Genomic DNA, 20,182 nt, shown 5'->3' on the forward strand with positions numbered 1-20,182 from the left:
ATGCGCTTGCAAGCCATCGAGGAGCAAGCCTTGGACCCTTCCAGCAATTCCAACCATTCCAACCTGCCGCTGGCCGGCATCCGTGTGATCGACTTTTCGCGGGTGCTGGCCGGCCCTTACTGCACGGCGCTGCTGGGCGACCTCGGCGCCGAGGTGATCAAGGTCGAGCCGCCGGGCGGCGACGACTACCGCGCCGTCGGGCCCTTCGTCGATGGCAGGAGCGGGTTGTTCTCGGCGATGAACCGCAACAAGCAGAGCATCGTCATCGACCTGAAGACCGCAGCGGGGCTGGAACTGGCGCGCAAGCTGTGCGAGCGCGCCGACGTGGTGGTGGAGAACTTCCGCCCTGGCGTGGCGGACAAGCTCGGCATCGGCTACGAGGCGCTGCGGGCCCTGAATCCGTCGCTGGTCTACGCCAGCGTGTCGGGCTTCGGCCAGACCGGGCCGGAATCGCACCGGCCGGCCTACGACATCATCCTGCAGGCGATGTGCGGGCTGATGGACGCCACCGGCGCGCCGGACGGCGCGCCGACCATGCTTGGCGAGGCGGTCTCCGATGCGGTCAGCGGGCTCTTCGCCTCATGGGGCGTGCTGGCCGCGCTGCTGGCGCGCGCAAAGAACGGGCGCGGCACGCATGTCGATGTGTCGATGTTCGACGCCACGCTGAGCCTAAGCGCGACGCTGGTGGCGCGCTATGCCGCCACCGGGCGGGCGCCGCAACGGGTGGGCAACCGCCATCCCTCGTCCGCGCCGTTCGGCGTGTACCGCGCCGCGGATGGCTTCTACGTGGTGGCGGTGCTCAACAACAAGCTGTTCCACACGCTGGCCGAGACCATCGGCTGTCCGGAGATGGCGCACGACCCGCGCTTTGCCGATGACGAATCGCGCTGCCGCTTCGAGCCCGCGCTGCGCGCGGGCCTGGAAGCATGGTCGTCAGGCCGCTCCGTCGCCGAGGTGAACCGCCTGCTGGGCGCGGCGGGCATTCCGGTCGCGCCGATCCGCAATGTCAGGCAGGCGCTGGAGAGCGAACAGGCCGTCCATCGCGGCCTGCTGACCGAAGTGGCCGGGCCGGATGGAAGCACGGTGCGGCTGCCGTCGCAGCCGGTGAAGTTCTCGGGCTATGGCCCCAACCGTGTCACGCCCGCGCCTGAGTTGGGGCAGCACACCGAGGCCATCCTGGCCGTGCACGATTTCAGCAAGGAGACACAACATGCTTAAACGTTTGGGCGTCGAGCCGGGCGACCTGGAAATCGCCGATGCCATCGGCCGCTTCGCGCAGAGCGAACTGGCGCCAAAGGCGGCCGAAGTGGACCGCGCGGAAACGTCCACCACGCGCTATGTGCCGCAACTGGCCGAACTCGGCCTGATGGGGATGAACCTGCCGGAACGCTGGGGCGGCACGGAAACTTCGCCGGTGGCGCTGATCCTGTCGCTGGTGGAGGTTGCCAAGGCCTGCGCGTCGACGTCATCGATGCTCGGCGCGCACTACCTGGCCACCGATTCCATCCTGATCGGCGGCGACGACAGCCAGCGTGCACGCTACCTGCCCGACGCGGCGGCCGGCACACGGCTGGGCGCCTTCGCGCTGACCGAGCCGCGCGCCGGGTCCAACCCGGCCGACATGGCCACGCGCGCCACGCCGGAAGGCGATGGCTACCGGCTGCGCGGGGTCAAGCACTTTATTTCCAATGCCGAGGCGGCGGACTTTATCGTGGTCTATGCCAAGACCGATCCGGCCGCGGGCACGCGCGGCATCAGCGCCTTCGTGGTGGACCGCCGCAGCGACGGCGTGCAGGTGGCGCCAGCGGAGAAACTGATGGGCATCCACGGCGCCCCGGCCCATGAAGTTGCGCTCGACTGCTTCGTGCCCGCCGCCAACCGGCTCGGGCCGGAGGGCACGGGATTCCGCACCGCGATGAAGGTACTCGACAACAGCCGGCTCGACGTCGCTGCCACCAGCCTGGGCATTGCCGAGGCGGCACTGGCCTGCGCCGTGGACTGGGCCCGGCAGCGCCAGGTGGGCGGCGAACCGCTGGCGCGCAAGCAGGGCCTGCAATGGATGTTCGCGGACATGCGCACGCGGCTGGAGGCGGCCTGGCTGCTGACACTGCAGGCCGCGGCGCGGCGCCGCGACGGCGAGCCCTTTACCGAGCAGGCGTCGATGGCCAAGCTCTATGCCTCGGAGATGGTGGGATTCGTCACCGATGCCGCGCTGCAGATCCACGGCGGCTACGGCTTCACGCGCGAAATGCCGCTGGAGCGCCTGGTGCGCGATGCGCGCATCCTGCGCATCTACGAGGGCTCGTCGGAAATCCAGCGGACGGTGATCGCGCGCGCGGTGCTCGGATAGGCGCCGCCGGACGGCCGGCGGCGCGGATCAGGGCGTTTCCGGGGTATCAGGCGTAGCCGGCGTTGCCGGTGCCTGCGCCTCGCCAGGCGCCTCGTTCGACTCCGCCGCGGCCGGCGCGGCAGGAGCTGCAGGAGCGGCTGTCGCTGCAGGCGCTGCAGCCTTGGCCTTCTGGCGCGCGGCGCCGGCGCGGCGCGCCTTCAGTTGCTGGGCGCGCTTGGCATCCGCCAGCGTGACCACGCCGGCCTCGTTGCCATCCAGGTCCAGCCGCTTGGCGCCTTCCACCATGCACGACCAGTAGCGCGCGCCGCTGCACCACGTGCGGATTGCCTCGCGCAGCTCGGCCTCGTCCAGGCCGAGCTTGCCGGCGTGCTGGGTCAGGTCTTCGAAGGTGCCGATCTTCAGCGGCACCTTGGGGGCCGGGTTCTTGGGGAAGGCCTTGGGGAAGTGCTTCTGCAGCCGGGCAATGGAATGCACCACCGGATCGACCTGCTTGGCCGGCGCCGCGGCAGGCGCCGCGCGGCGGCCCTTGGCGCCCGCGGGCGTGTCCGCGCCGGCGCCGGCACGCTCGCCGTCACGGGGGCGCTTCGGCGCGCCCTTGGATGCGCCCTTGGACGTGCCCTTCGATGCGTCGCCGGTGGCGCCGCCGGTCGCGCCTTGGCGCGGGCCCTTGCGCTCGCCCTTCCTGGATTCGGCGGCCGCCTTCTTGGCGAGTTGGTCCCTGAGTGCTGCCAGTTGTTCGAAGCCCATGATGTCTGCCGTTGTGTGAACCGGGATTGTATCAAGGCCGGGAGGCGGGCATGCCCGGCGGCGTCGGGCGGCTTTTGCAGCGGGCGCAGCACACGGCGCCTACGGCCTGGCGCGGGCTTGGGCCGCGAAGGTCCGCCACTCCCGGAACACGGCGTCCAGGCAGGCGGCCGTGTCGCAACGGTCACGCTTGTTCCGGAACGCGGCGATGTCTGCGTCGGTGATGGCGCCCGCCTTGAGCAGCCGTTGCTGGTCGGCGTAAATGCGTTGGTAGCCCATGGAAAACAGCGCGGATTCGCAGACCAGCCGCTGCGCCTGGGTGGCGACGGCCGGTCTGGCGGACGGGTCGCAATCGATATCGGTGGCCCGGGCGCTGCCCAGGCTGAGCAGGCCGGCTGCGACCACGCAAAGGCGGGCGAGGGGGGAGAGGGAAGGACAGCGGTTCATGGCGGGCTTGCAGGAGTCGCCGGGCCACGCCCGGCGAGGTGCCCGCCATGTTACAGCGCAACCGGCCCCGCAGGCTTGCCGCGGGGCCGCCGGCATCACATCCTGCCCTTCCAGGGCACCAGCCACCTGGCCAGCTTGCGCATCAGCAGGTCGAACACATAGGCGATCAGCCCGATCAGCACGATGCCCATGATCACCACGTCGGTGCGCAGGAAGTTGGACGCATTGAGCACCATCTGGCCCAGCCCGGCCGTGGCCGCGACCATCTCGGCGGCGACCAGCGTGGTCCAGCCAAAGCCGATGGCGATGCGCATGCCGGTCAGGATATCGGGCAGCGCCGCCGGGATCACCACATGGCGCACCACCTGCCACGGGCTCGCGCCCATCGAATAGGCGGCGTTGATCTGCTCGATCGTGACCGAGCGCACCCCGGCCTGCGCCGACATCGCCAGCGGCGCGAAGCAGGCCAGGAAGATCAGCAGCACCTTGGAGGTCTCGTCGATGCCGAACCAGATCACGATCAGCGGCAGGTAGGCCAGCGGCGGCAGCGGGCGGTAGAACTCGATCGGCGGATCGAAGATGCCGCGGGCGATGCGCGACACGCCCATCATCACGCCGATCGGCACCGCGGTGGCGACCGCCAGCGCGAAGGCGCCGAACACGCGCAGCATGCTCGCGGCGAAATGCTCGGTCAGCGGCTGGCCGCCCTGCAGGTTGCCCTGCCAGGCATCGATAAAGGCGGTGAAGATCGACTCGGGCGTGGGCAGGAACAGCGGCGGCAGCCAGCGCAGGTGGCTGGCCAGCCACCACAGCGCCAGCAGCAGCACCACGGTGATGGTGGAAATGCGCGAGCTCGATCCTTCCCCAGGCAGGCGGTAGCCCGACACGGTCTTCATGGGGCGGCTTGGTGCGGCCGCGGACGCCGCGGGGGCATGCGGCGGCGGCTCGATGCGTTGGACGGTAGCGGACATCTGCTTCTCCTCAGGCGGTGGCATGGATCAGGTCGACGATCTCTTCGCGGTAGCGGATGAACTCGGGGTCGGACTTGACCGCGCGGGCGTCGCCGCATTCGATGAAGCGGCGTGCGAACGGCAGTTCATAGGTGTGGGCGATGCGTCCGGGCGAGGGCGTCATCACGATCAGCCGCGTGGCCAGGAACAGCGCCTCTTCCACGCTGTGCGTGATGAAGAAGACGATCTTCTGCTCGCGCGCCCACAGCTTCAGGATCAGCGCCTGGATCGACTCGCGCGTGAGCGCGTCGAGCGCGCCCAGCGGCTCGTCCATCAGCATCACCGCCGGATCGCAGGCGAGCGCGCGGGCAATGCCCACGCGCTGCTGCATGCCGCCCGAGAGCTGGTAGACCGGCTTGGCGGCGACGCTTTCCAGCCCCACCGCGGCCAGCTTCTCATGGGCGATGCGCAGCCGCTCGGCACGGTTGACGCCGCGCAGGCGCAGGCCCAGCGCGACGTTGTCCTCGACACTGAGCCACGGCATCAACGCATGCTTCTGGAACACCACGCCGCGCTCGGCGCCGGGGCCGTGCACGGGCTTGCCGCTCAGCCGGATCTCGCCCTCCGACGGCTCCATGAAGCCTGCAATGCACGACAGCAGGGTGGTCTTGCCGCAGCCCGAGGCACCCAGCGCGACCACGAAATCGCCGCGCTCCATGGTGAGGTTGACCTGCGACAGTGCCAGCGTCTTCGCGCCGCCGGCCGTGCCGTAGTTGACACTGACATTATCGATTTCGAGTTGGTACATGATGGGCTTCCGCAACAGGATCTACGGGACCGCCGCATGCAACAGGGGGCGCGGCGGCCAGCTTCAGCGACTTGGGGGCCGGGGTCAGCGCAGCGCCCGCTTTGCCCATTCCGCGTTGACGCCGGGGCCGTAGTCCGGCAGCACGGTCTGGATGGTGCCCTGCTCCTTGAGGAACTGCGCCGCCGACTGCAGCGCGCGCGCCGCGCCGCCGCCGAGCCAGCGCTCCGAGACCTGCTCCTGCAGCGTGGGAAAGCTGTACAGCGCCATGCTGGCCGGCACGGTCTCGGGCTTGGCCCCGGAGACCTTGGCCACGGCCTTCACCATGGGCGAATCCGCGGTCCACGTCGCCTTGTTCTTGCGGTAGTTCTCATCCGCCGCGGCCAGCACGCGCACCAGCTTGACCATGAACTCGGGGTTCTCGCGCGCGAACTTCTTGTTGGCGATCATGCCGTCGAAGGTCGCCTTGCCGGTGTCGGCGGCAATCTGTCCCGAGGTGGTCAGCACCGTGCCGGACTGCTTGAGCTTGGCCAGCACGGGATCCCAGATAAAGGTGGCGTCGATATCGCCGCGCTCCCAGGCTGCGGCGACCTCGGGCGGGCGCATATTGACGATGCGCACGTCCTTCGGATTGATCTTCGCGCGCTCCAGCGCGACCAGCGTGTGGTAGTGCGTGGTCGACACGAACGGCACGCCGATGCGCTTGCCCTTCAGGTCGGCGACGCTGGCGATCTTGCTGCCGTTGCGCGCGACCATGGCCTCGGCCGCGTTGATATCGTCCAGGATCCAGAACAGCTCGACATCGAGTCCTTGCGACAGTGCCGAGGCGATCGGCGAGGTGCCGGCTTCGCCGATGGCGATCTGGCCCGAGGCCATGGCGCGGATCACATCGCCGCCGCCGCCGAACTGCCGGAACGAGACCGTGTAGCCGGTCTGCTTTTCCAGCTCCTTCATGTCCTGCGCATAGCGCCAGGGCACGACCATGTCCTGGTAAGCAATCACTACATTCTTGCTTTGGGCATGTGCGGCCGGCACCAGCGCCGCCGCCAGCGCGAAATACATCGCAATCTGCTTGATCCACCGCATGGTTGTGCTCCTCGGATGAGAAATGGGTTTGGGGGTCACGGCTTTATAGGTGAGCCCGATTCCGGGCCTATAGGACCAGTTGCCGGAATTCGGTGGGGCCAGAACCGGCCGCGCGCGCGCAGGCCGCGCCGGACCGCGGGGAGCGGTGGCGCGGGGCTGCGTCAATCATGGAATTCCTTTACCGGCCGGGGCCGGTGCCGGGATCGCGCCAGCGCCACTTGCGGCGTCAACGCGCCAGGCGCGGGCGCTCAGGCGCTCAGGGAGAACCCGGAGTCGAAGGTCTGGCGCACATCGAGCCGCTGCCTGAGCAGGCCGGCCTTCAGGTAGAAATCGGCGGTGCGCTGCTGCTCGGCGATCAGCTCTGCGTCGATGCCGCGCCACTGCGTGCGGCGCCGCTCGAACTGCAGCCGCGCCGCCTGCGGCGAGATGCCGATGATGCGGGCCAGCGTCGCCGAGAACTCCGGCACATGCTGGTAGGACCATTGCTGCGCGCGCACCACGCGGTGCAGGAAGTCCTGCAGCACCGCGCGCTTGTTTGCCAGCGCGGCATCGGTCGCGGCCAGGTAGCTGAGGCCGGACCACAGCCCGCGGCCGTTGACCAGCACGCGCGCGTGCTGGCTGGTTTCGGCCATCGCGGTATACGGCTCCCACGTGGCCCAGGCATCGATCGAGCCGCTGCTCAGCGCCAGCTTGGCATCCGCGGGCGGCAGGAAGCGCAGGTTGGCGTCTTCCGGCTTCAGTCCGGCCGATTCCAGCGCCTTGAGCGCGATCAGGTGCCCGATCGAGCCGCGGTTGGTGCCGATGCTCTTGCCTTTCAGGTCGACCGCCTGCCGCAGTGGCGAGTCGGGCCGCACCAGCACCGCGGTGCCGTAGGGGTCAGAGCGGTTTGCGCCGATCAGCCGGATGCGCGTGCCCGCGGCCAGCGCGAAGATGGCCGGCGCGTCGCCGATCGGGCCGCTGTCGACGGCGCCCGCATTGAGCGCCTCGGCCAGCGGTGCCGCGGCGGGAAATTCAGTCCATTGGATGTCGTAGCCCAGGCCCTCGAGCGCATTGGCGGACTCGAGCAGGGCGCGCAGGCCGCCCTTCTGGTCGCCGGCCTTCAGCACCGGGCGTCCCTGTGCGTGCGCGTGGCCGGCCGCGAAGGTGGTGAACTCAAGGAGAGGGCCGGCGGCAAGCGCCGCCGTGGTAGCGGCGCCGCGGCGCAGGAACTGGCGTCGGGAAGCGGTCATGGTGTTCGGGGCGTTCGAGGTCAGAACCCCCGAACGTACGCGGACCGCGCCCCTGCACCAACGAATAAATCCGCGCTTCGATATGCGGGCACACGGCGCGCCAGGGCCGCCGTGGATGGGCTCAATCGAGTCCGGTGGACTCCGCCGGATCCCGTTGCGAACGGATGTCCTCCGGACTGAGCAGGATGTAGCCCAGCGACTTGAGCAGCTGCACGGCCTCCAGTTCGGCGTCGAGATACACCGGGCGTTCCAGGGCGCGCGCGCGCTGCGCTGGCAGCGGCCCCGGGGCGCTGCCGTACGCGGCCAATGGCGCCAGTGGCGCCGAGTCCTGCAGCCAGCGCGCGGTCAGGATGCGGCAGTGCTCCAGGTTGGGTTTCCACGATACGTCGACGGCCGCATTGAACCGGCCGGCGCAAAGGCGCAGCCGCTTCAGCGCTTTCAGCCAGCCGACGAAGGCCTCGGGCTCGGCCGGCTGGTAGCCGCGCAGCAGGGTCGCGAGATAGTCCTGCGCGGTGCCGCCGTCCAGCGCCGGGTCGTCGTCGAGCAAGGCAATTTCAAGCGCCACGTGCTTGCGGCCGTCGTGGTCATAGATGGTGCATTCGCTATCGACCACGCCTTCGCGCAGCAACTCGCACAAGAGCGCCCAGGCCCTGGGGTTCTTGTCGAGCCGGTTCTCCAGCGTGGGGTCGATGCGGGCGAGCAGTTCCGGCATGGCGCGCATCTCGCCGGACTGGGCTGCTGCCGCAAACGCCATCGCGTTGGCCGAAGGCTTGTCCCCGTGTGCAATCCGTTGCAGCGAGGCATCCTTGAGTTCACCGATTTCCGCGGCGGTGTCCACCGCGTGCATCCACGCATAGTCTTCCAGGCTGGCGCACAGCTTGCGCGCGGCCCGCGCCAGCTGGCCGGCCAGCGACTGGACAAAACTGGTGCACAGCGCGCAGCGGCATTCGAGCCGGCCCGCGTGCAGGAAGCCGGCATAGAGCCGCTCCTGGTGTCCGCAATGCGCGCATTCGAGCGAAAAGCCGCCCTGGCGCACCGGCCGCTGCGATGCCAGCAAACCATCGACCTGATACTGCGCCCGGCCGCCGCAGCATGGACACAGCCATTGCAGCTTGTGCGCGCCGTCGCGCGCGGCGGCGGCGCGCTCGAACTGGCGCGCGATGGCGCTGCGCGGGATGCCCTGGGCGCGCCCGACCACATCGGCGCAATAGCCCCAGTAGCAGTACGAGTGGGCCAGCGCGGCCTGGTCCGCGGATAGCTGCCGCAAAGCCGGCAGCACGGCCGGGCTGCGGCGGATCTCGGGCGCGAGGGCGTCGATCAGCTCCGGCCCGCCCGGCATCGCGGCGTCCAGGGCGGCGCGGCTTTGCTCCAGGAAATCGGGCACGTAGACCCGACGGATGAAATCCTCGTTCTCCAGCCAGAACAGGTGGCCCGGAAGCGCTTCCAGTGCCTCGATGCCGTCCCTGACTTCTGTCATGCCGGCGCAGGCGAGAAACGTGAACGGCTTACTAAACAGGAATTGGTCTGTCATGTTGTCGTCAACGGCGCATCCCGCCCACGAGCCCCCACATGCTCGTGTGCGATCGATCCACCCCGTGACTCAGGCCAAGGCAATGCGCGGAAGGCGCCAGCCGTGCGGCGCGCTCCCCCGCTTGGGGGACTTGCCCCTTGTTGTTGTTCATTGTGCGAATGCGGTGCGGATTTCTCCCCGCCGCATTGGCAAGCATAGGCGACACCGCGGCTTCGACCCAAAGGAATCGAGAAGCGTTGCGCCATGGCCAGCCCCGCGCAGCCAGGGCGAGCAGTGATGATCTCGGCGCCCGGAGGCCCTGGCGACTCGGCCCGGCCGAGTCGCCGGCGCGCCGCTACAGCGGTGCAGGCTGGGGCGGTGCCGCGGTGGCCGCCGTGGCGGGCTGCTTGCCGCCGCCGCTGTAAGAGAAATACCGGGCCTTGGCGCCCCTGGCCCAGTAAGCCACGGTGAAATGCCTGCTGTCGCGCCCGTAGAGCAGTTCCAGGCTGCCATTGGCGGCACTCCATTCGGCATAGCCGTTCTCCGCCGCGCCTTCGGTCTTGCGCACGGCGGCATAGCGCTCGTCCAGTTTCCTGCGCACTTCTTCCATGGCGGGGCGCTCGAAGGTCATGGTGATCAGCGCCACCGCATCCTGCGCATCGCAGTTCAGCACTACGCGCGACAGGCCGGGCAGGTGGAAGCGCTCCAGGTGCTTCAGTTCCACCGTATCGCCGCCGGCCCATTCGGAGGTGCCGGTTTTTGCATGGTTGTGCGGCGGCGACAGGCGCGAGCACCTGGCCTTGCCCAACTCCAGGCCCAGTGGCGCTGCCGTATTGCCGGCGGCTTCGGGCTGAGCAGGGGAGGCTGCGTGGGTGGAAACGGACGCCAGCAGTGCGGCGCAGGCCAGGATGAACGGCTTCATGTTAAGGCGGGAAAGGACTTTCAAGGTCTTGATAAAAGTTGTCAGGGGGGATTCTAAGGCCTTCCTGCCGGCGGCCGTCCACCGAGGCGCCTGCAAATGGCCTTGCACCTCCGGGGTGGCTGCCATATAGTTCTATACATAGAACTATAGAAACAAGACAGGAGCAAGGATGGAGACAGGCACAGGGGCGCTGGCTGGCGTCAAAGTCGTGGACATCACGGCGGTATTCATGGGGCCCTCCGCCACGCAGATGCTTGGCGACCTGGGTGCGGACGTGATCAAGGTGGAGCCGCCCGCAGGCGACAGCACCCGCGGCATCGGGCCCTGTGGCAAGGACAAGATGGGGCCGCTGTTTCTGGGACTGAACCGAAACAAGCGCAGCATCGTGCTGGACCTGAAGTCGCCGCAGGGGCGCGAAGCGCTGCTGCGACTGGTCGAGAGCGCGGACGTGCTCGCCTACAACGTGCGACCGCAGGCCATGCAGCGCCTAGGCCTGGACTACGAGACGCTGGCGCAGGTCAATCCGCGCTTGCTCTATGTCGGCATGTTCGGTTTTTCGCAGCGCGGGCGCTATGCCGCCCACGCGGCGTTCGATGACCTGATCCAGGCGGCGACCGGCCTGCCGCAGGCCGTCGCGCTGGGAACCGGCGACATGCCGCGCTATCTCCCGCTGACCATCGCGGATCGTTCGGTGGGGCTCTATGCCTTCGGGGTGATCTGCGCCGCCCTCTATGCGCGCGAGCGCACCGGGCGCGGCCAGCGCGTCGACGTGCCGATGTTCGAAACCATGGTGCCCTACGTGATGGGCGACCATCTCTATGGCGAAACCTTCGTGCCGGCCAAGGGCGGATTCGGCTATCCGCGGCTGCTGTCGCCCGAGCGCCGGCCTTACCGGACGCTGGACGGACATGTCTGCTGCCTGATCTACCACGACCACCACTGGCGTGCCTTCCTGGAAGTCATCGGCAAGCCGCAGTTGTACGACAGCGATCCCCGCTTCGCCGACATCACCAGCCGCACGGCACACATTACCGAGCTCTACGGCATGGTCAGCGACGAACTGGCCAGGCGCACCACGCAGGAATGGCAGCAATTGCTGAAAGAAGCGGATATCCCGGTATTTCCCATGCATACCTTTGCATCGCTGCTCGATGACCCGCACCTGCATGATATTGGCTTCTTCCATGAAGCCGATCACCCGGCGGTGGGCCGCATCCGCGAAATGGCCGTGCCCAGCGAATGGCACGGCACGCCGCCGGCCCGGCGCCGCCACGCGCCATCCCTCGGCGAGCATAGCCGCGAGGTGCTGCGCGAGGCCGGCTACAGCGAAGCCGAGATCGACGGCCTGATGGCGTGCGGCGCTTCCCGGCAAGCGCCGCCGGCAGCGGCGCCATCCGGAGCGGAACATGCATGAAGAACTCCTGAGCGAAGTCCGCGGGGAAGTACTCTGGCTGACGATCAACCGGCCCGAGCGCCGCAACGCCATCAATCCTGCGGTACTGGACGGGCTGCACGCCGGGATCGAGCGTGCCAATGATGACGACGGCATCCGCGCCGTGGTCATCACCGGCGCGGGCGAGCAGGCTTTCTGCGCGGGCGCCGACCTGCAGAGTGGCAAGGCCTTTGCGTTCGACTACGCGCAGCCGGGCCAGCGGCTTGCCGACCTGCTGCGCCGTGCCAGGCGCTCCAATGTGCCGCTGGTCGCGCGCGTCAATGGTGCTTGCATGGCCGGCGGCATGGGCCTGATGGCCATGTGCGACCTGGCGGTCGCCAGCGATCGGGCGGTGTTCGGCCTGCCCGAGGTCAAGGTGGGCGTCTTCCCGGCGCAGGTGCTGAGCGTGCTGCAGCACCTGGTGCCGCGGCGCGTGCTCAATGAACTCTGCCTGTGTGGCGAGCCGCTGTCCGCGCAGGAAGCCCTGGCGGCCGGACTGGTCAACCATGTCAGCGCGGACCTCGACGGCAAGCTCGACTGGCTGCTGCGCCGGCTGATGGATAACTCGCCCGCGGCGATCCGGCGCGGCCTCTACACCCTCAAGCATATCGACACCATGTCGTTCGAGCAGTCGATGGCATTCACGGAAAGCCAGATCGGCCTGTTCGCCATGACCGAGGACGCGCGCGAGGGGCAGCTCGCCTTCCGCGAAAAGCGCAAGCCGAACTGGACTGGCAAGTAGGCAAGGAGAATGGACCATGCATGACAAGACCGTCCGCATCGGCGGTGCCTCTGGCTTCTGGGGGGACAGCAGCGTGGGCGCGCCGCAATTGGTGCGCCATGGGGATATCGATTACCTGGTGTTCGACTACCTGGCCGAGCTGACCATGTCGGTGCTGGCCGCGGCGCGGCTGCGCAAGCCGGAACTCGGCTATGCCACCGACTTCGTCACGGTGACGATGAAGAGCCTGCTGCGCGACATCGTCGCGCGCAATATCCGCGTCGTCAGCAACGCCGGCGGCATCAATCCGCAAGGCTGCGCGCAGGCGCTGGCGGCAATCGCCGCCGAGCAGGGCATCGACGTGCGCATTGCGGTGGTCGAGGGCGACGACGTCATGCCGTTGCTGCCGTCGCTGCGCCAGGCCGGCATTGCGGACCTGCAGAAGGGCCTGCCGCTGCCGGACCAGCTGGTCAGCGCCAATGCCTATCTTGGCGCGCTGCCGGTCCGCCAGGCGCTGGACCAGGGCGCGCAGATCGTCATTACCGGGCGCTGCGTGGACAGCGCCGTGACCCTGGGCGTGCTGATGCACGAGTTCGGCTGGCAGGCGCACGACTATGACCGGCTCGCGCAGGGCAGCCTGGCCGGCCATATCATCGAATGCGGCTGCCAGGCGACTGGCGGGCTGCATACCGACTGGGAGCAGGTGCCCGACTGGCCGAACATCGGCTATCCGGTGCTCGAGTGCCGGGCGGACGGCAGCTTCCTGGTGGGCAAGCCGCCGGCCACCGGTGGGCTGGTCAGTACCGCCACGGTGGGCGAGCAGGTGCTGTATGAGATCGGCGACCCCGCGGCCTACCTGCTGCCGGATGTGACCTGCGATTTCACGCAGGTGACGCTGCGCCAGGCCGGGCCGGACCTGGTCGAAGTGCGCGGGGCACGCGGGCGGGCCCCCAGCCACTGCTACAAGGTCAGCGCCACCTATCTGGACGGCTTCCGCTGCAATGCCCAGTTGACCATCGTCGGGATCGATGCCGTGGCCAAGGCGGAGCGCACGGCCGAGGCAATCCTCGCCCGCACGCGCCGGCTCTTCGCGGAAAACGGCTGGGGCGACTACACCCGGACCCGGGTCGAAGTCCTCGGCGCCGAATCCTGTTTCGGGCCCCATGCGGCCACGCGCCATACCCGCGAGGCCATCATGCGGCTGGCGGTCATGCATGCCGAGAAGGCGGCGCTGGAGCTGTTCGCGCGCGAGATCGCGGCAGCCGGCACCAGCTGGGCGCCGGGCACCACGGGATCGGGCGGCGGACGCGCCAGTCCATCGCCGTCGATCCGGCAATACGCATTCCTGCTGGACAAGGCCGCGTTGGCCCCCACAGTGGTGATGGATGGCGTGCGCACCGCCGTCGCCAGTCCCGCCGCGCGCATGCCGGAAGAGGATGCCGTGCCGGCAGCGGCGCAAGCGCCGGCTGCCAGCGCCGGGCCGGCCCGCGGCGACTGCATCGAGGTGCCGCTGATCCGGCTGGCCTACGGGCGCAGCGGCGACAAGGGCGATATCTCCAATATCGGCCTGATGGCACGCCGGCCGGAGTACCTGCCCGTGCTGCGCGCCGAAGTCACCGCCTGCCGGGTGGCGGACTGGCTGGGCCACCTGGTGAAAGGCAGCGTTGCACGCTACGACTTGCCGGGCTTTGACGCGATGAACTTCGTTTGCGAATCCGCGCTTGACGGCGGCGGCATGGCATCGCTGCGCAATGACCCGCTGGGCAAGGGAATGGCGCAGATCCTGCTGACCATGCCTGTGCGCGTACCGCGGAGCCTGCTGCCATGACGCGCGCCACGCAAAAGATCGCGGCCAATGACGGCGTTGCACTGGGCGACGACAATGCCGGCGGCGTGACCCGCTACCGCCAGCTGGCCAGCGTGCTGCGCCACAAGATCGTCTCGGGCGAGTATCCGGTCGGGCAGCAGCTGCCTACGGTGGAGCATCTTGCGCACACCTATGGCATTGCCAAGGTCACGGTAAGGCAGGCCTATGCCCTGCTGACCGAGGAAGGGCTGGTCAGTAGCCAGCGCGGGCGCGGCACCCACGTCATCAGCGCGCCGTCCGGACCCGGCGAAGGCATGCGCTCGGCGATCAACGATGTCTCGGTCGGCGCCAGCGATCTCGAAATCCGCATCCTGGAAAAGCGCAAGGGTGTGAGCCTGCCGCCCGGGCTCGCCACTTGCGGCGTGTTGATGGATCGCTACGTGATGCTGCGCAAGCTGCATGTGCATGACGGCGTGCCGTTCTGCCTGATCGACCTGTATGTGGCGGAACCCGTGTTCGCCAGGTTCCCGCGCGGCGCCGAGCAGCACCACAAGATTGCCCATCTGTTGCGGCAGCAGCTGGGCGACCGCCTTGGCATGATGCGCCAGACCCTGACCGTGGAACCCGCCGACGCCATGCTGGCGCGCGCGCTGGACTATGCCTTCGCGGCACCGGTGGCGCGCATGGTCCGCACCACGCTGGATATCGATGGCAACGTGCTGACGGCAGGCCGCTTCTGGTATCGCGGCGACCGCTTCATCCTGGACGTGGAAATGCCCGCCCAGCTCACCGAGCGCTACCCCGAGCTGGCCATACCGAAGGCCGCCGCCCGGGAAGAGGACTAGCCAGGAGACTACCCATGACTGCGCAATTCGTACGGGGTGTGGATATCTCCATGCTTGCCGTGTCAGCCCCTGCTGGTGCGCGCCATATGGTGCCGGGGACAGAACAGGTGCTGTTCCTGCTGTCGGGGTCGGTCTGCGGCGGGAGCAACGGCCAGGGGTATTCCGCGGATTCCGGCGACAGGGGTTGATCCGCCCGAGGCCAGCGCACCAACCATCAATAGATGCCAAAGGCACGAGGAGACAACCATGATGCATCCATGCATGCGCAAGGCGGCGGCCAGCCTGCTGCTGCCGCTGGCGGCCACGACGGCAACGATCGGGGCCGCGCGGGCCGCGGACGCCGGCCAGTACCCTGAGAAGGCGATTCGCGTCGTCGTGCCGTTCCCGGCGGGCAGTGGCACCGATAGCAGCGCCCGCTTCATCGGCGAGCGGATCACTGCGCAGACCGGCAAGCCCGTCGTGGTCGACAACCGCCCGGGCGCCAACGGCTTCATTGCGGCCAAGGCGGTCGCCGGCGCGCCGGGCGACGGTTACACCATGCTGGTGACGACCAATACCACGCATGCCGCCAACGCGTCCTTGTTCAAGACGCTTCCTTATGATCCGGTCAAGGACTTCGCGCCGGCATCGCTGATCGTCAAGAGCGGGCTGGTGCTGGTGGTGCCGTCCGACAGCCCGGTGCGCACGCTGGCGGACCTGACGGCGCTGGCGCGGGCCCGGCAAGGGGCACTCACGTTTGCCAGCGGCAGTTCGTCGACCCGTATCGCCAGTGAACTCTACAAGATGCTGGCCGGCGTGCAGGCCCTGCACGTGCCGTACAAGGGGGTGCCGCTGGCGCTCAACGACCTGATGGGACACCAGGTCGACTTCATGATCAGCGACGTCTCGCCAGCCATGCCGTTGATCCAGGGTGGCAAGCTGCGCGCCATCGCGGTGACCACGGCGCAGCGCAATCCGGTGCTGAAGGAGGTGCCGACCATGGCCGAGAGCGGCCTGCCGGGCTATGAGATGGTGGCGTGGGCGGCAGCTTTTTTCCCGGCCGGGACGCCCAGGGCTGTGGTGGATCGCATGAGCGGCCTGATGCGCAACGGGCTGACCGGTCCGGCTGCCGCGGAATACTTTGCCCGCAGCGGCGGCGAACCCTCGCCGTCCACGCCCGAGGAACTGGCCGCCTTCGTCCGCAGCGAAACCCTGAAATGGGCCAAGGTGATCAAGGCCGCGGGCATCGAGCCAGAGTGAACTGGCCAGGCACTGCGCCCCCGCTGGCACTGGTCAGCAGCGCGCCGCCATCCATCGCCGCGTGCCGGCCCAGAACCACAGCGCCAGCAAGCTGACGCCCGCGCCCAGCAGGCAAACGCCGCGCCAGCCGGCGGCGTCATAGGTCGCCGTGGTGGCAAGCGCGCCCAGGCCGCTGCCGGTCGCATAGAACAGCATGTACGCGCCGACCAGCCGGCTGTGCGCGGTGGCGTCGGCGCGGAAGATCATGCTCTGGTTGGTGACATGGATGGCCTGGCCGCCCACGTCGAGCAGCACGATGCCCAGCGCCAGCGGCCACAGCGAGCTGCCCAGCCATGACAGCGGCAGCCAGGCGGCCACCAGCAGCACCAGCGCCGCGCAGGTGGTGCGCTGGCCGAGGCCCTGGTCCGCCCAACGCCCCGCGCGCGCCGCGGCCAGCGCACCGGCCGCGCCGACCAGCCCGAAGGCGCCGATGGCGGTGTGAGACAGCTGGTAGGGCGGGGCGCTCAGCGGCAGCACCAGCGCGCTCCAGAAGATATTGAACGCGGCGAACATCAGCAGCGCAATCATGCCGCGGATCTGCAGCACCCGGTCGCGGCGCAGCAGCGCGAACATCGACCACACCAGGCTGGCATAGCGCATCCGCTGCGCGGGGCCCGGCAGCGGCGGCAGCGAGCGCCACAGCAGCAAGGCCAGCACCAGCATGGCAGCGGCGGCGCAGACATAGACGCTGCGCCATCCGGCCAGGTCGCTGACGCCGCCGGCGACCACGCGCGCCAGCAGCAAGCCGGCGAACACGCCGCCCTGCGCGGTGCCGACCACGTGCCCGCGTTCCCGCGGCGCCGCCGCGGCGGCCGCGTAGGCAATCAGTCCCTGGGTCATGGCGGTGCCGAGCAGGCCGGTCAGCAGCATCCCCGCCAGCAGCATCGGCACCGATGGCGCCAGCGCCACCACGGCCAGCGCGCCGGCCAGCGCCAGCACCTGCGCCAGCATCAGGCGGCGGCGCGGCAGCAGGTCGCCGAGCGGCACCAGCAACAGCAGCGCCAGTGCACAGCCGGCCTGGGTGGCGGTGACCACGCCGCCGATGGCGGCGGCGCCGATGTGGAAATCCACCATCAGCGCGTCCAGCAGCGGCTGCGCGTAATAGACGTTGGCCACGCTCAGCCCGCTGGCGCAGGCGAACAGCAGCACCGCGGCGCGCGGCAGCGGTGCGGGCATGGCCGCCGGGCAAGCGGTGGGGGCGGTGGGCGATGCCGTATCCGGCGCGCGCGAGCAGGTTTCCATATCGCTTCCAAGTGGTTGCAAATTAAAACCAGTTGAAGCGTAAGCCTGCCGGTTTTAAAATGCAACCACTTTTGACGGCGGGCGATGCGCCCAAGGCTTACCTGACATGGTCACCCGCAAGGACCCGAGCGAAGACACCTGCCCCGTGGCGCGCGCGCTGGCGCTGGTCGGCGACCGCTGGTCGCTGATGATCGTGCGCGATGCCTTCGACGGCATGCACCGCTTCAGCGACTTCCAGCGCAGCCTGGCGGTGGCGCGCAATATCCTGTCCGATCGCCTGCGCCGGCTGGTGGAAGCCGGCATCCTGGCGACGCGGCCGGCCTCGGACGGCAGTGCCTACCAGGAATACGTGCTGACGGAAATGGGAGAGAGCCTGTTCCCCATCGTGGTGGCGTTGCGCCAGTGGGGGGAACACCACCTGTTCGCGCGCGGCGAGCGCCGCTCGCAACTGGTGGAAAAGCGCACCGGCAAGCCGGTGCCGCCGATGATGCCGCGCGCCGGCGACGGCAAGGTGCTGTCGCACGACGAGGCGGAGGTGCGCAAGCCGCGGTAGGCGCGGCCTGTGCGCTGGTGCTCAACTGCCGCGATAGGTGCCGAAGCTCCACGGCGAACACAGCAGCGGCACATGGTAGTGCTGCGCGGCATCCGCGATGGTGAAGCGCACCGGCACGATGTCGGCGAACACGTCGGGGGTGCGGAAGTAATCCGCCACCCAGAAGCGCAGCTCGAACTCGCCGGTGCGCGCCTGCGCCGGCGGCAGCATCGGCGCGTCGGTGCGGCCGTCGTGGTTGGTGCGGGTGCGCGCCAGCAGCCGGGGCGGCTGCACCGCGACGTCGAACAGCTCGACCTGCATGCCGGCCACCGGGCGGCCCCGCGATACGTCGAGCACATGGGTGCTGATACCTGCCATGATGCGATCTCTCCGGGTTGGGCCGCGCGCTCAGCTGCCGCGGTAGTAGTTGTAGCTCCACGGCCCGAACAGCACGGGCAGGTGGATGCGCTGGCCGGCGTCGGTGACGCGCACGCGCAGCGGGATCTTCGACAGGAACGACGGTTGCGGCAGGCTGGCCCTGCGCGCGGCGAAGTACTCGTCGGCGTGCAGGATCAGCTCATAGGTGCCGGTGCGGTAGCTGTCGCCGATCAGCAGCGGCGGCTCGCTGCGGCCGTTGGCGGCCAGCGTGACGGTCGGCAGCGGCACGCGCTGGCCATTGTCGATGCGGAACATCTCCACGCGCATGCCGGCCGCGGGGGTGCCGTGGTAGGTGTCCAGCGCATGCAGCGTCAGGCGCGGGCTCAGGCCGCCTTGCTGCACCGGCGCCGCGGTCTGGTTCGGCGCCGGCGCATGCGGCGTGGCGCCCCAGCTGGCGCCGGCCAGCAGCGCGCCGCCGCCCAGCGTCATCGATTGCAGCGCGAAGCGCCGGCGCGCGGGATCAAAGGTATGGTCGTCCATCTCAGGCTCCTTAACGTACAGGTGCCGGTGCGGTCTTGCCGCGCAGCTGGCGGATGCCCACCAGCACCAGCACCGCGGCCAGCACTTCGATCACCGCCACCAGGTACAGCCCGGAGGTGAGCTTGCCGGTGGTGTTCTTGACCAGCCCCATCACGTACGGCGCGCCGAAGCCGGCCAGGTTGGCCACCGAGTTGATCAGTGCCACGCCCACCGCGGCGGCGCTGCCGGCCAGGTAGCGGTTGGGCAGTTGCCAGAACACCGGGATCGCGCTCATGGTGCCGACCAGCGCGGCGGTCATGGCCAGCAGCGCGATCACCGGCGACAGCACCTGCGCGCCCAGCAGCACCGCCAGCACGGCCATGGCACCGCCGCCGACCAGCGCCGCGCCGCTGAAGTGCCAGCGCACTTCATTGCGGCGATCGGAATGCGCGCCGTTGAGGATCATGCCGGCGGCGCCGCACAGGTACGCCACCGCGGCGATCCAGCCCACCGCCATCGGCGTGGTGAAGCCCACGTCCTTGATGATGGTCGGGATCCAGAAGGTCAGCGTCGAGTTGGCGCACAGCAGGCAGAAGAAGATCGCGATCAGCAGCCAGACCTTGGGGTTGGTGAAGAGCGTGCGCCAGTCGTGGCCGCGCTCGCCCATGGCGGCGTGGTCGCGCTTGAGCGCGTCCTGCACCACGCGCTTCTCGGCGTCGGACAGCCAGTGCGCCTGCTCGGGCTTGTCGGTCATGTAGAACCAGGCAAAGATGCCGGCCAGCACCGACGGGATGCCTTCCAGGATGAACAGCCACTGCCAGCCGTGCATGCCGCTGACGCCGGCCATGCCGGTCATGATCCAGCCGGCCAGCGGCCCGCCCAGCACGCCGGCGATGGCCGATGCCGACATGAAGGTGCCGAAGGCGCGCGCGCGGCGCTGCGACGGGTACCAGTAGGTCAGGTACAGGATCACGCCGGGGTAGAAGCCCGCTTCGAACGCGCCCAGCAGGAAGCGCAGGATGTAGAACTGCGTGGGCGTGGTGACGTAGCTCTGCAGCATGCAGATCACGCCCCAGCAGATGGTGATGCGCATGATCGTCTTCTTGGCGCCGATCTTCTGCAGCAGCATGTTCGACGGCACTTCGAAGAAGAAGTAGCCCAGGAAGAAGATGCCCGCGCCCAGCCCGTACACGGCCTCGCTGAAGCGCAGTGCATCCAGCATCTGCAGCTTGGCGAAGCCGATGTTGACGCGGTCCAGCCAAGCCAGCACCCACAGCACCCCGAGGAAGGGCAGCAGGCGCCAGGTAACCTTGCGGTAGACGCTGTCCTCGGCGTCCTCGGCGGTGCCGGCGAAGACCGGTACCCCTTGTTTCGTGATCGACATG

Annotated in this window: 21 protein-coding genes; 9 read left to right on the forward strand and 12 right to left on the reverse strand. The window is 68.9% G+C overall.

The annotated features are described in order from the left end of the window. Positions 1-1,218 carry a CaiB/BaiF CoA transferase family protein gene (locus AC3FMM_RS10855; protein WP_414247834.1) on the forward strand — a complete coding sequence of 406 codons (1,218 nt, stop codon included), beginning with the start codon at positions 1-3 and terminating at the stop codon, positions 1,216-1,218. Then, on the forward strand, positions 1,211-2,350 hold the full coding sequence (locus AC3FMM_RS10860) for an acyl-CoA dehydrogenase family protein (protein WP_414247833.1): 1,140 nt from the start codon (positions 1,211-1,213) through the stop codon (positions 2,348-2,350). Before AC3FMM_RS10855 ends, AC3FMM_RS10860 begins: the two co-directional genes overlap by 8 nt. 27 nt (positions 2,351-2,377) lie before the next feature. Here the strand turns inward: AC3FMM_RS10860 and AC3FMM_RS10865 are convergent, their stop codons facing one another. The 8 genes from AC3FMM_RS10865 to AC3FMM_RS10900 form a co-directional block, all read right to left on the reverse strand. After that, complete coding sequence (locus tag AC3FMM_RS10865; protein WP_115683283.1) at positions 2,378-3,097, reverse strand: ProQ/FinO family protein; 720 nt, start codon at positions 3,095-3,097, stop codon at positions 2,378-2,380. 99 nt (positions 3,098-3,196) lie between these two features. Further along, a complete protein-coding gene (locus AC3FMM_RS10870) occupies positions 3,197-3,541 on the reverse strand; it encodes a hypothetical protein (RefSeq protein ID WP_115700087.1) in 345 nt (114 codons plus the stop codon). A gap of 95 nt (positions 3,542-3,636) precedes the next feature. Next, positions 3,637-4,512 (reverse strand): ABC transporter permease subunit, encoded by an 876-nt coding sequence (locus tag AC3FMM_RS10875; protein ID WP_116314207.1) that lies wholly within the window; start codon positions 4,510-4,512, stop codon positions 3,637-3,639. A gap of 10 nt (positions 4,513-4,522) precedes the next feature. Further along, positions 4,523-5,299, reverse strand: coding sequence for a taurine ABC transporter ATP-binding protein (locus AC3FMM_RS10880; protein WP_062804169.1), 777 nt, complete (start codon positions 5,297-5,299; stop codon positions 4,523-4,525). An 84-nt stretch (positions 5,300-5,383) separates the two neighbouring features. Then, positions 5,384-6,382, reverse strand: coding sequence for a taurine ABC transporter substrate-binding protein (gene tauA / locus AC3FMM_RS10885; RefSeq protein ID WP_326347064.1), 999 nt, complete (start codon positions 6,380-6,382; stop codon positions 5,384-5,386). Between the two features lie 248 nt (positions 6,383-6,630). Next, entirely contained in the window at positions 6,631-7,611 is a 981-nt protein-coding gene (locus AC3FMM_RS10890) for an ABC transporter substrate-binding protein (protein WP_115713581.1), read from the reverse strand. A gap of 121 nt (positions 7,612-7,732) precedes the next feature. Continuing rightward, positions 7,733-9,142, reverse strand: coding sequence for a hypothetical protein (locus tag AC3FMM_RS10895; RefSeq protein WP_488686587.1), 1,410 nt, complete (start codon positions 9,140-9,142; stop codon positions 7,733-7,735). Positions 9,143-9,476: 334 nt separating this feature from the next. After that, complete coding sequence (locus AC3FMM_RS10900; RefSeq protein WP_326347066.1) at positions 9,477-10,043, reverse strand: hypothetical protein; 567 nt, start codon at positions 10,041-10,043, stop codon at positions 9,477-9,479. A 169-nt stretch (positions 10,044-10,212) separates the two neighbouring features. Here AC3FMM_RS10900 and AC3FMM_RS10905 point away from each other — a divergent pair, with 169 nt between their 5' ends. The 6 genes from AC3FMM_RS10905 to AC3FMM_RS10930 are packed head-to-tail and all read left to right on the forward strand — an operon-like array spanning position 10,213 to position 16,087. After that, on the forward strand, positions 10,213-11,457 hold the full coding sequence (locus tag AC3FMM_RS10905; RefSeq protein WP_326347067.1) for a CaiB/BaiF CoA transferase family protein: 1,245 nt from the start codon (positions 10,213-10,215) through the stop codon (positions 11,455-11,457). Beyond that, the gene (locus tag AC3FMM_RS10910) at positions 11,450-12,217 is read left to right on the forward strand and encodes an enoyl-CoA hydratase/isomerase family protein (protein ID WP_414247830.1); all 768 of its coding nucleotides are present in this window, start codon (positions 11,450-11,452) and stop codon (positions 12,215-12,217) included. Before AC3FMM_RS10905 ends, AC3FMM_RS10910 begins: the two co-directional genes overlap by 8 nt. Positions 12,218-12,233: 16 nt before the next feature. Continuing rightward, on the forward strand, positions 12,234-14,024 hold the full coding sequence (locus tag AC3FMM_RS10915; protein ID WP_115713576.1) for an acyclic terpene utilization AtuA family protein: 1,791 nt from the start codon (positions 12,234-12,236) through the stop codon (positions 14,022-14,024). After that, positions 14,021-14,848 (forward strand): GntR family transcriptional regulator, encoded by an 828-nt coding sequence (locus AC3FMM_RS10920; RefSeq protein WP_115713575.1) that lies wholly within the window; start codon positions 14,021-14,023, stop codon positions 14,846-14,848. Before AC3FMM_RS10915 ends, AC3FMM_RS10920 begins: the two co-directional genes overlap by 4 nt. A gap of 14 nt (positions 14,849-14,862) precedes the next feature. Beyond that, the gene (locus tag AC3FMM_RS10925) at positions 14,863-15,036 is read left to right on the forward strand and encodes a hypothetical protein (protein ID WP_198036075.1); all 174 of its coding nucleotides are present in this window, start codon (positions 14,863-14,865) and stop codon (positions 15,034-15,036) included. 58 nt (positions 15,037-15,094) lie between these two features. After that, the gene (locus AC3FMM_RS10930) at positions 15,095-16,087 is read left to right on the forward strand and encodes a Bug family tripartite tricarboxylate transporter substrate binding protein (RefSeq protein WP_488686588.1); all 993 of its coding nucleotides are present in this window, start codon (positions 15,095-15,097) and stop codon (positions 16,085-16,087) included. Between the two features lie 33 nt (positions 16,088-16,120). Here AC3FMM_RS10930 and AC3FMM_RS10935 read toward each other — a convergent pair whose 3' ends face one another. Beyond that, positions 16,121-17,368 carry an MFS transporter gene (locus AC3FMM_RS10935; protein WP_488686589.1) on the reverse strand — a complete coding sequence of 416 codons (1,248 nt, stop codon included), beginning with the start codon at positions 17,366-17,368 and terminating at the stop codon, positions 16,121-16,123. A gap of 106 nt (positions 17,369-17,474) precedes the next feature. On the opposite strand from AC3FMM_RS10935, the gene AC3FMM_RS10940 reads away from it, so the two are divergent. Next, positions 17,475-17,921 (forward strand): winged helix-turn-helix transcriptional regulator, encoded by a 447-nt coding sequence (locus AC3FMM_RS10940; protein ID WP_115713571.1) that lies wholly within the window; start codon positions 17,475-17,477, stop codon positions 17,919-17,921. A gap of 21 nt (positions 17,922-17,942) precedes the next feature. On the opposite strand, the gene uraH is transcribed toward AC3FMM_RS10940, so the two are convergent. From uraH to AC3FMM_RS10955, 3 genes are read right to left on the reverse strand one after another with little or no spacing between them, the layout of a single operon-like run. Then, positions 17,943-18,278 carry a hydroxyisourate hydrolase gene (gene uraH / locus AC3FMM_RS10945; RefSeq protein ID WP_326347071.1) on the reverse strand — a complete coding sequence of 112 codons (336 nt, stop codon included), beginning with the start codon at positions 18,276-18,278 and terminating at the stop codon, positions 17,943-17,945. Between the two features lie 30 nt (positions 18,279-18,308). Next, positions 18,309-18,818, reverse strand: coding sequence for a hydroxyisourate hydrolase (locus AC3FMM_RS10950; protein ID WP_115713569.1), 510 nt, complete (start codon positions 18,816-18,818; stop codon positions 18,309-18,311). A 10-nt stretch (positions 18,819-18,828) separates the two neighbouring features. After that, positions 18,829-20,181 (reverse strand): MFS transporter, encoded by a 1,353-nt coding sequence (locus AC3FMM_RS10955; protein WP_115683263.1) that lies wholly within the window; start codon positions 20,179-20,181, stop codon positions 18,829-18,831. Between the last annotated feature and the right edge of the window lies 1 nt (position 20,182).

This window comes from Cupriavidus sp. 207A1, from assembly GCF_057798955.1.

Excerpts from the sequence above, each read along its gene's own strand:
- AC3FMM_RS10855 (WP_414247834.1), top strand. The coding sequence starts at position 1 with ATGCGCTTGCAAGCCATCGAGGAGCAAGCCTTGGACCCTTCCAGCAAT.
- AC3FMM_RS10860 (WP_414247833.1), top strand. The coding sequence starts at position 1,211 with ATGCTTAAACGTTTGGGCGTCGAGCCGGGCGACCTGGAAATCGCCGAT.
- AC3FMM_RS10865 (WP_115683283.1), bottom strand. The coding sequence starts at position 3,097 with ATGGGCTTCGAACAACTGGCAGCACTCAGGGACCAACTCGCCAAGAAG.
- AC3FMM_RS10870 (WP_115700087.1), bottom strand. The coding sequence starts at position 3,541 with ATGAACCGCTGTCCTTCCCTCTCCCCCCTCGCCCGCCTTTGCGTGGTC.
- AC3FMM_RS10875 (WP_116314207.1), bottom strand. The coding sequence starts at position 4,512 with ATGTCCGCTACCGTCCAACGCATCGAGCCGCCGCCGCATGCCCCCGCG.
- AC3FMM_RS10880 (WP_062804169.1), bottom strand. The coding sequence starts at position 5,299 with ATGTACCAACTCGAAATCGATAATGTCAGTGTCAACTACGGCACGGCC.
- tauA (WP_326347064.1), bottom strand. The coding sequence starts at position 6,382 with ATGCGGTGGATCAAGCAGATTGCGATGTATTTCGCGCTGGCGGCGGCG.
- AC3FMM_RS10890 (WP_115713581.1), bottom strand. The coding sequence starts at position 7,611 with ATGACCGCTTCCCGACGCCAGTTCCTGCGCCGCGGCGCCGCTACCACG.
- AC3FMM_RS10895 (WP_488686587.1), bottom strand. The coding sequence starts at position 9,142 with ATGACAGACCAATTCCTGTTTAGTAAGCCGTTCACGTTTCTCGCCTGC.
- AC3FMM_RS10900 (WP_326347066.1), bottom strand. The coding sequence starts at position 10,043 with ATGAAGCCGTTCATCCTGGCCTGCGCCGCACTGCTGGCGTCCGTTTCC.
- AC3FMM_RS10905 (WP_326347067.1), top strand. The coding sequence starts at position 10,213 with ATGGAGACAGGCACAGGGGCGCTGGCTGGCGTCAAAGTCGTGGACATC.
- AC3FMM_RS10910 (WP_414247830.1), top strand. The coding sequence starts at position 11,450 with ATGCATGAAGAACTCCTGAGCGAAGTCCGCGGGGAAGTACTCTGGCTG.
- AC3FMM_RS10915 (WP_115713576.1), top strand. The coding sequence starts at position 12,234 with ATGCATGACAAGACCGTCCGCATCGGCGGTGCCTCTGGCTTCTGGGGG.
- AC3FMM_RS10920 (WP_115713575.1), top strand. The coding sequence starts at position 14,021 with ATGACGCGCGCCACGCAAAAGATCGCGGCCAATGACGGCGTTGCACTG.
- AC3FMM_RS10925 (WP_198036075.1), top strand. The coding sequence starts at position 14,863 with ATGACTGCGCAATTCGTACGGGGTGTGGATATCTCCATGCTTGCCGTG.
- AC3FMM_RS10930 (WP_488686588.1), top strand. The coding sequence starts at position 15,095 with ATGATGCATCCATGCATGCGCAAGGCGGCGGCCAGCCTGCTGCTGCCG.
- AC3FMM_RS10935 (WP_488686589.1), bottom strand. The coding sequence starts at position 17,368 with ATGGAAACCTGCTCGCGCGCGCCGGATACGGCATCGCCCACCGCCCCC.
- AC3FMM_RS10940 (WP_115713571.1), top strand. The coding sequence starts at position 17,475 with ATGGTCACCCGCAAGGACCCGAGCGAAGACACCTGCCCCGTGGCGCGC.
- uraH (WP_326347071.1), bottom strand. The coding sequence starts at position 18,278 with ATGGCAGGTATCAGCACCCATGTGCTCGACGTATCGCGGGGCCGCCCG.
- AC3FMM_RS10950 (WP_115713569.1), bottom strand. The coding sequence starts at position 18,818 with ATGGACGACCATACCTTTGATCCCGCGCGCCGGCGCTTCGCGCTGCAA.
- AC3FMM_RS10955 (WP_115683263.1), bottom strand. The coding sequence starts at position 20,181 with ATGTCGATCACGAAACAAGGGGTACCGGTCTTCGCCGGCACCGCCGAG.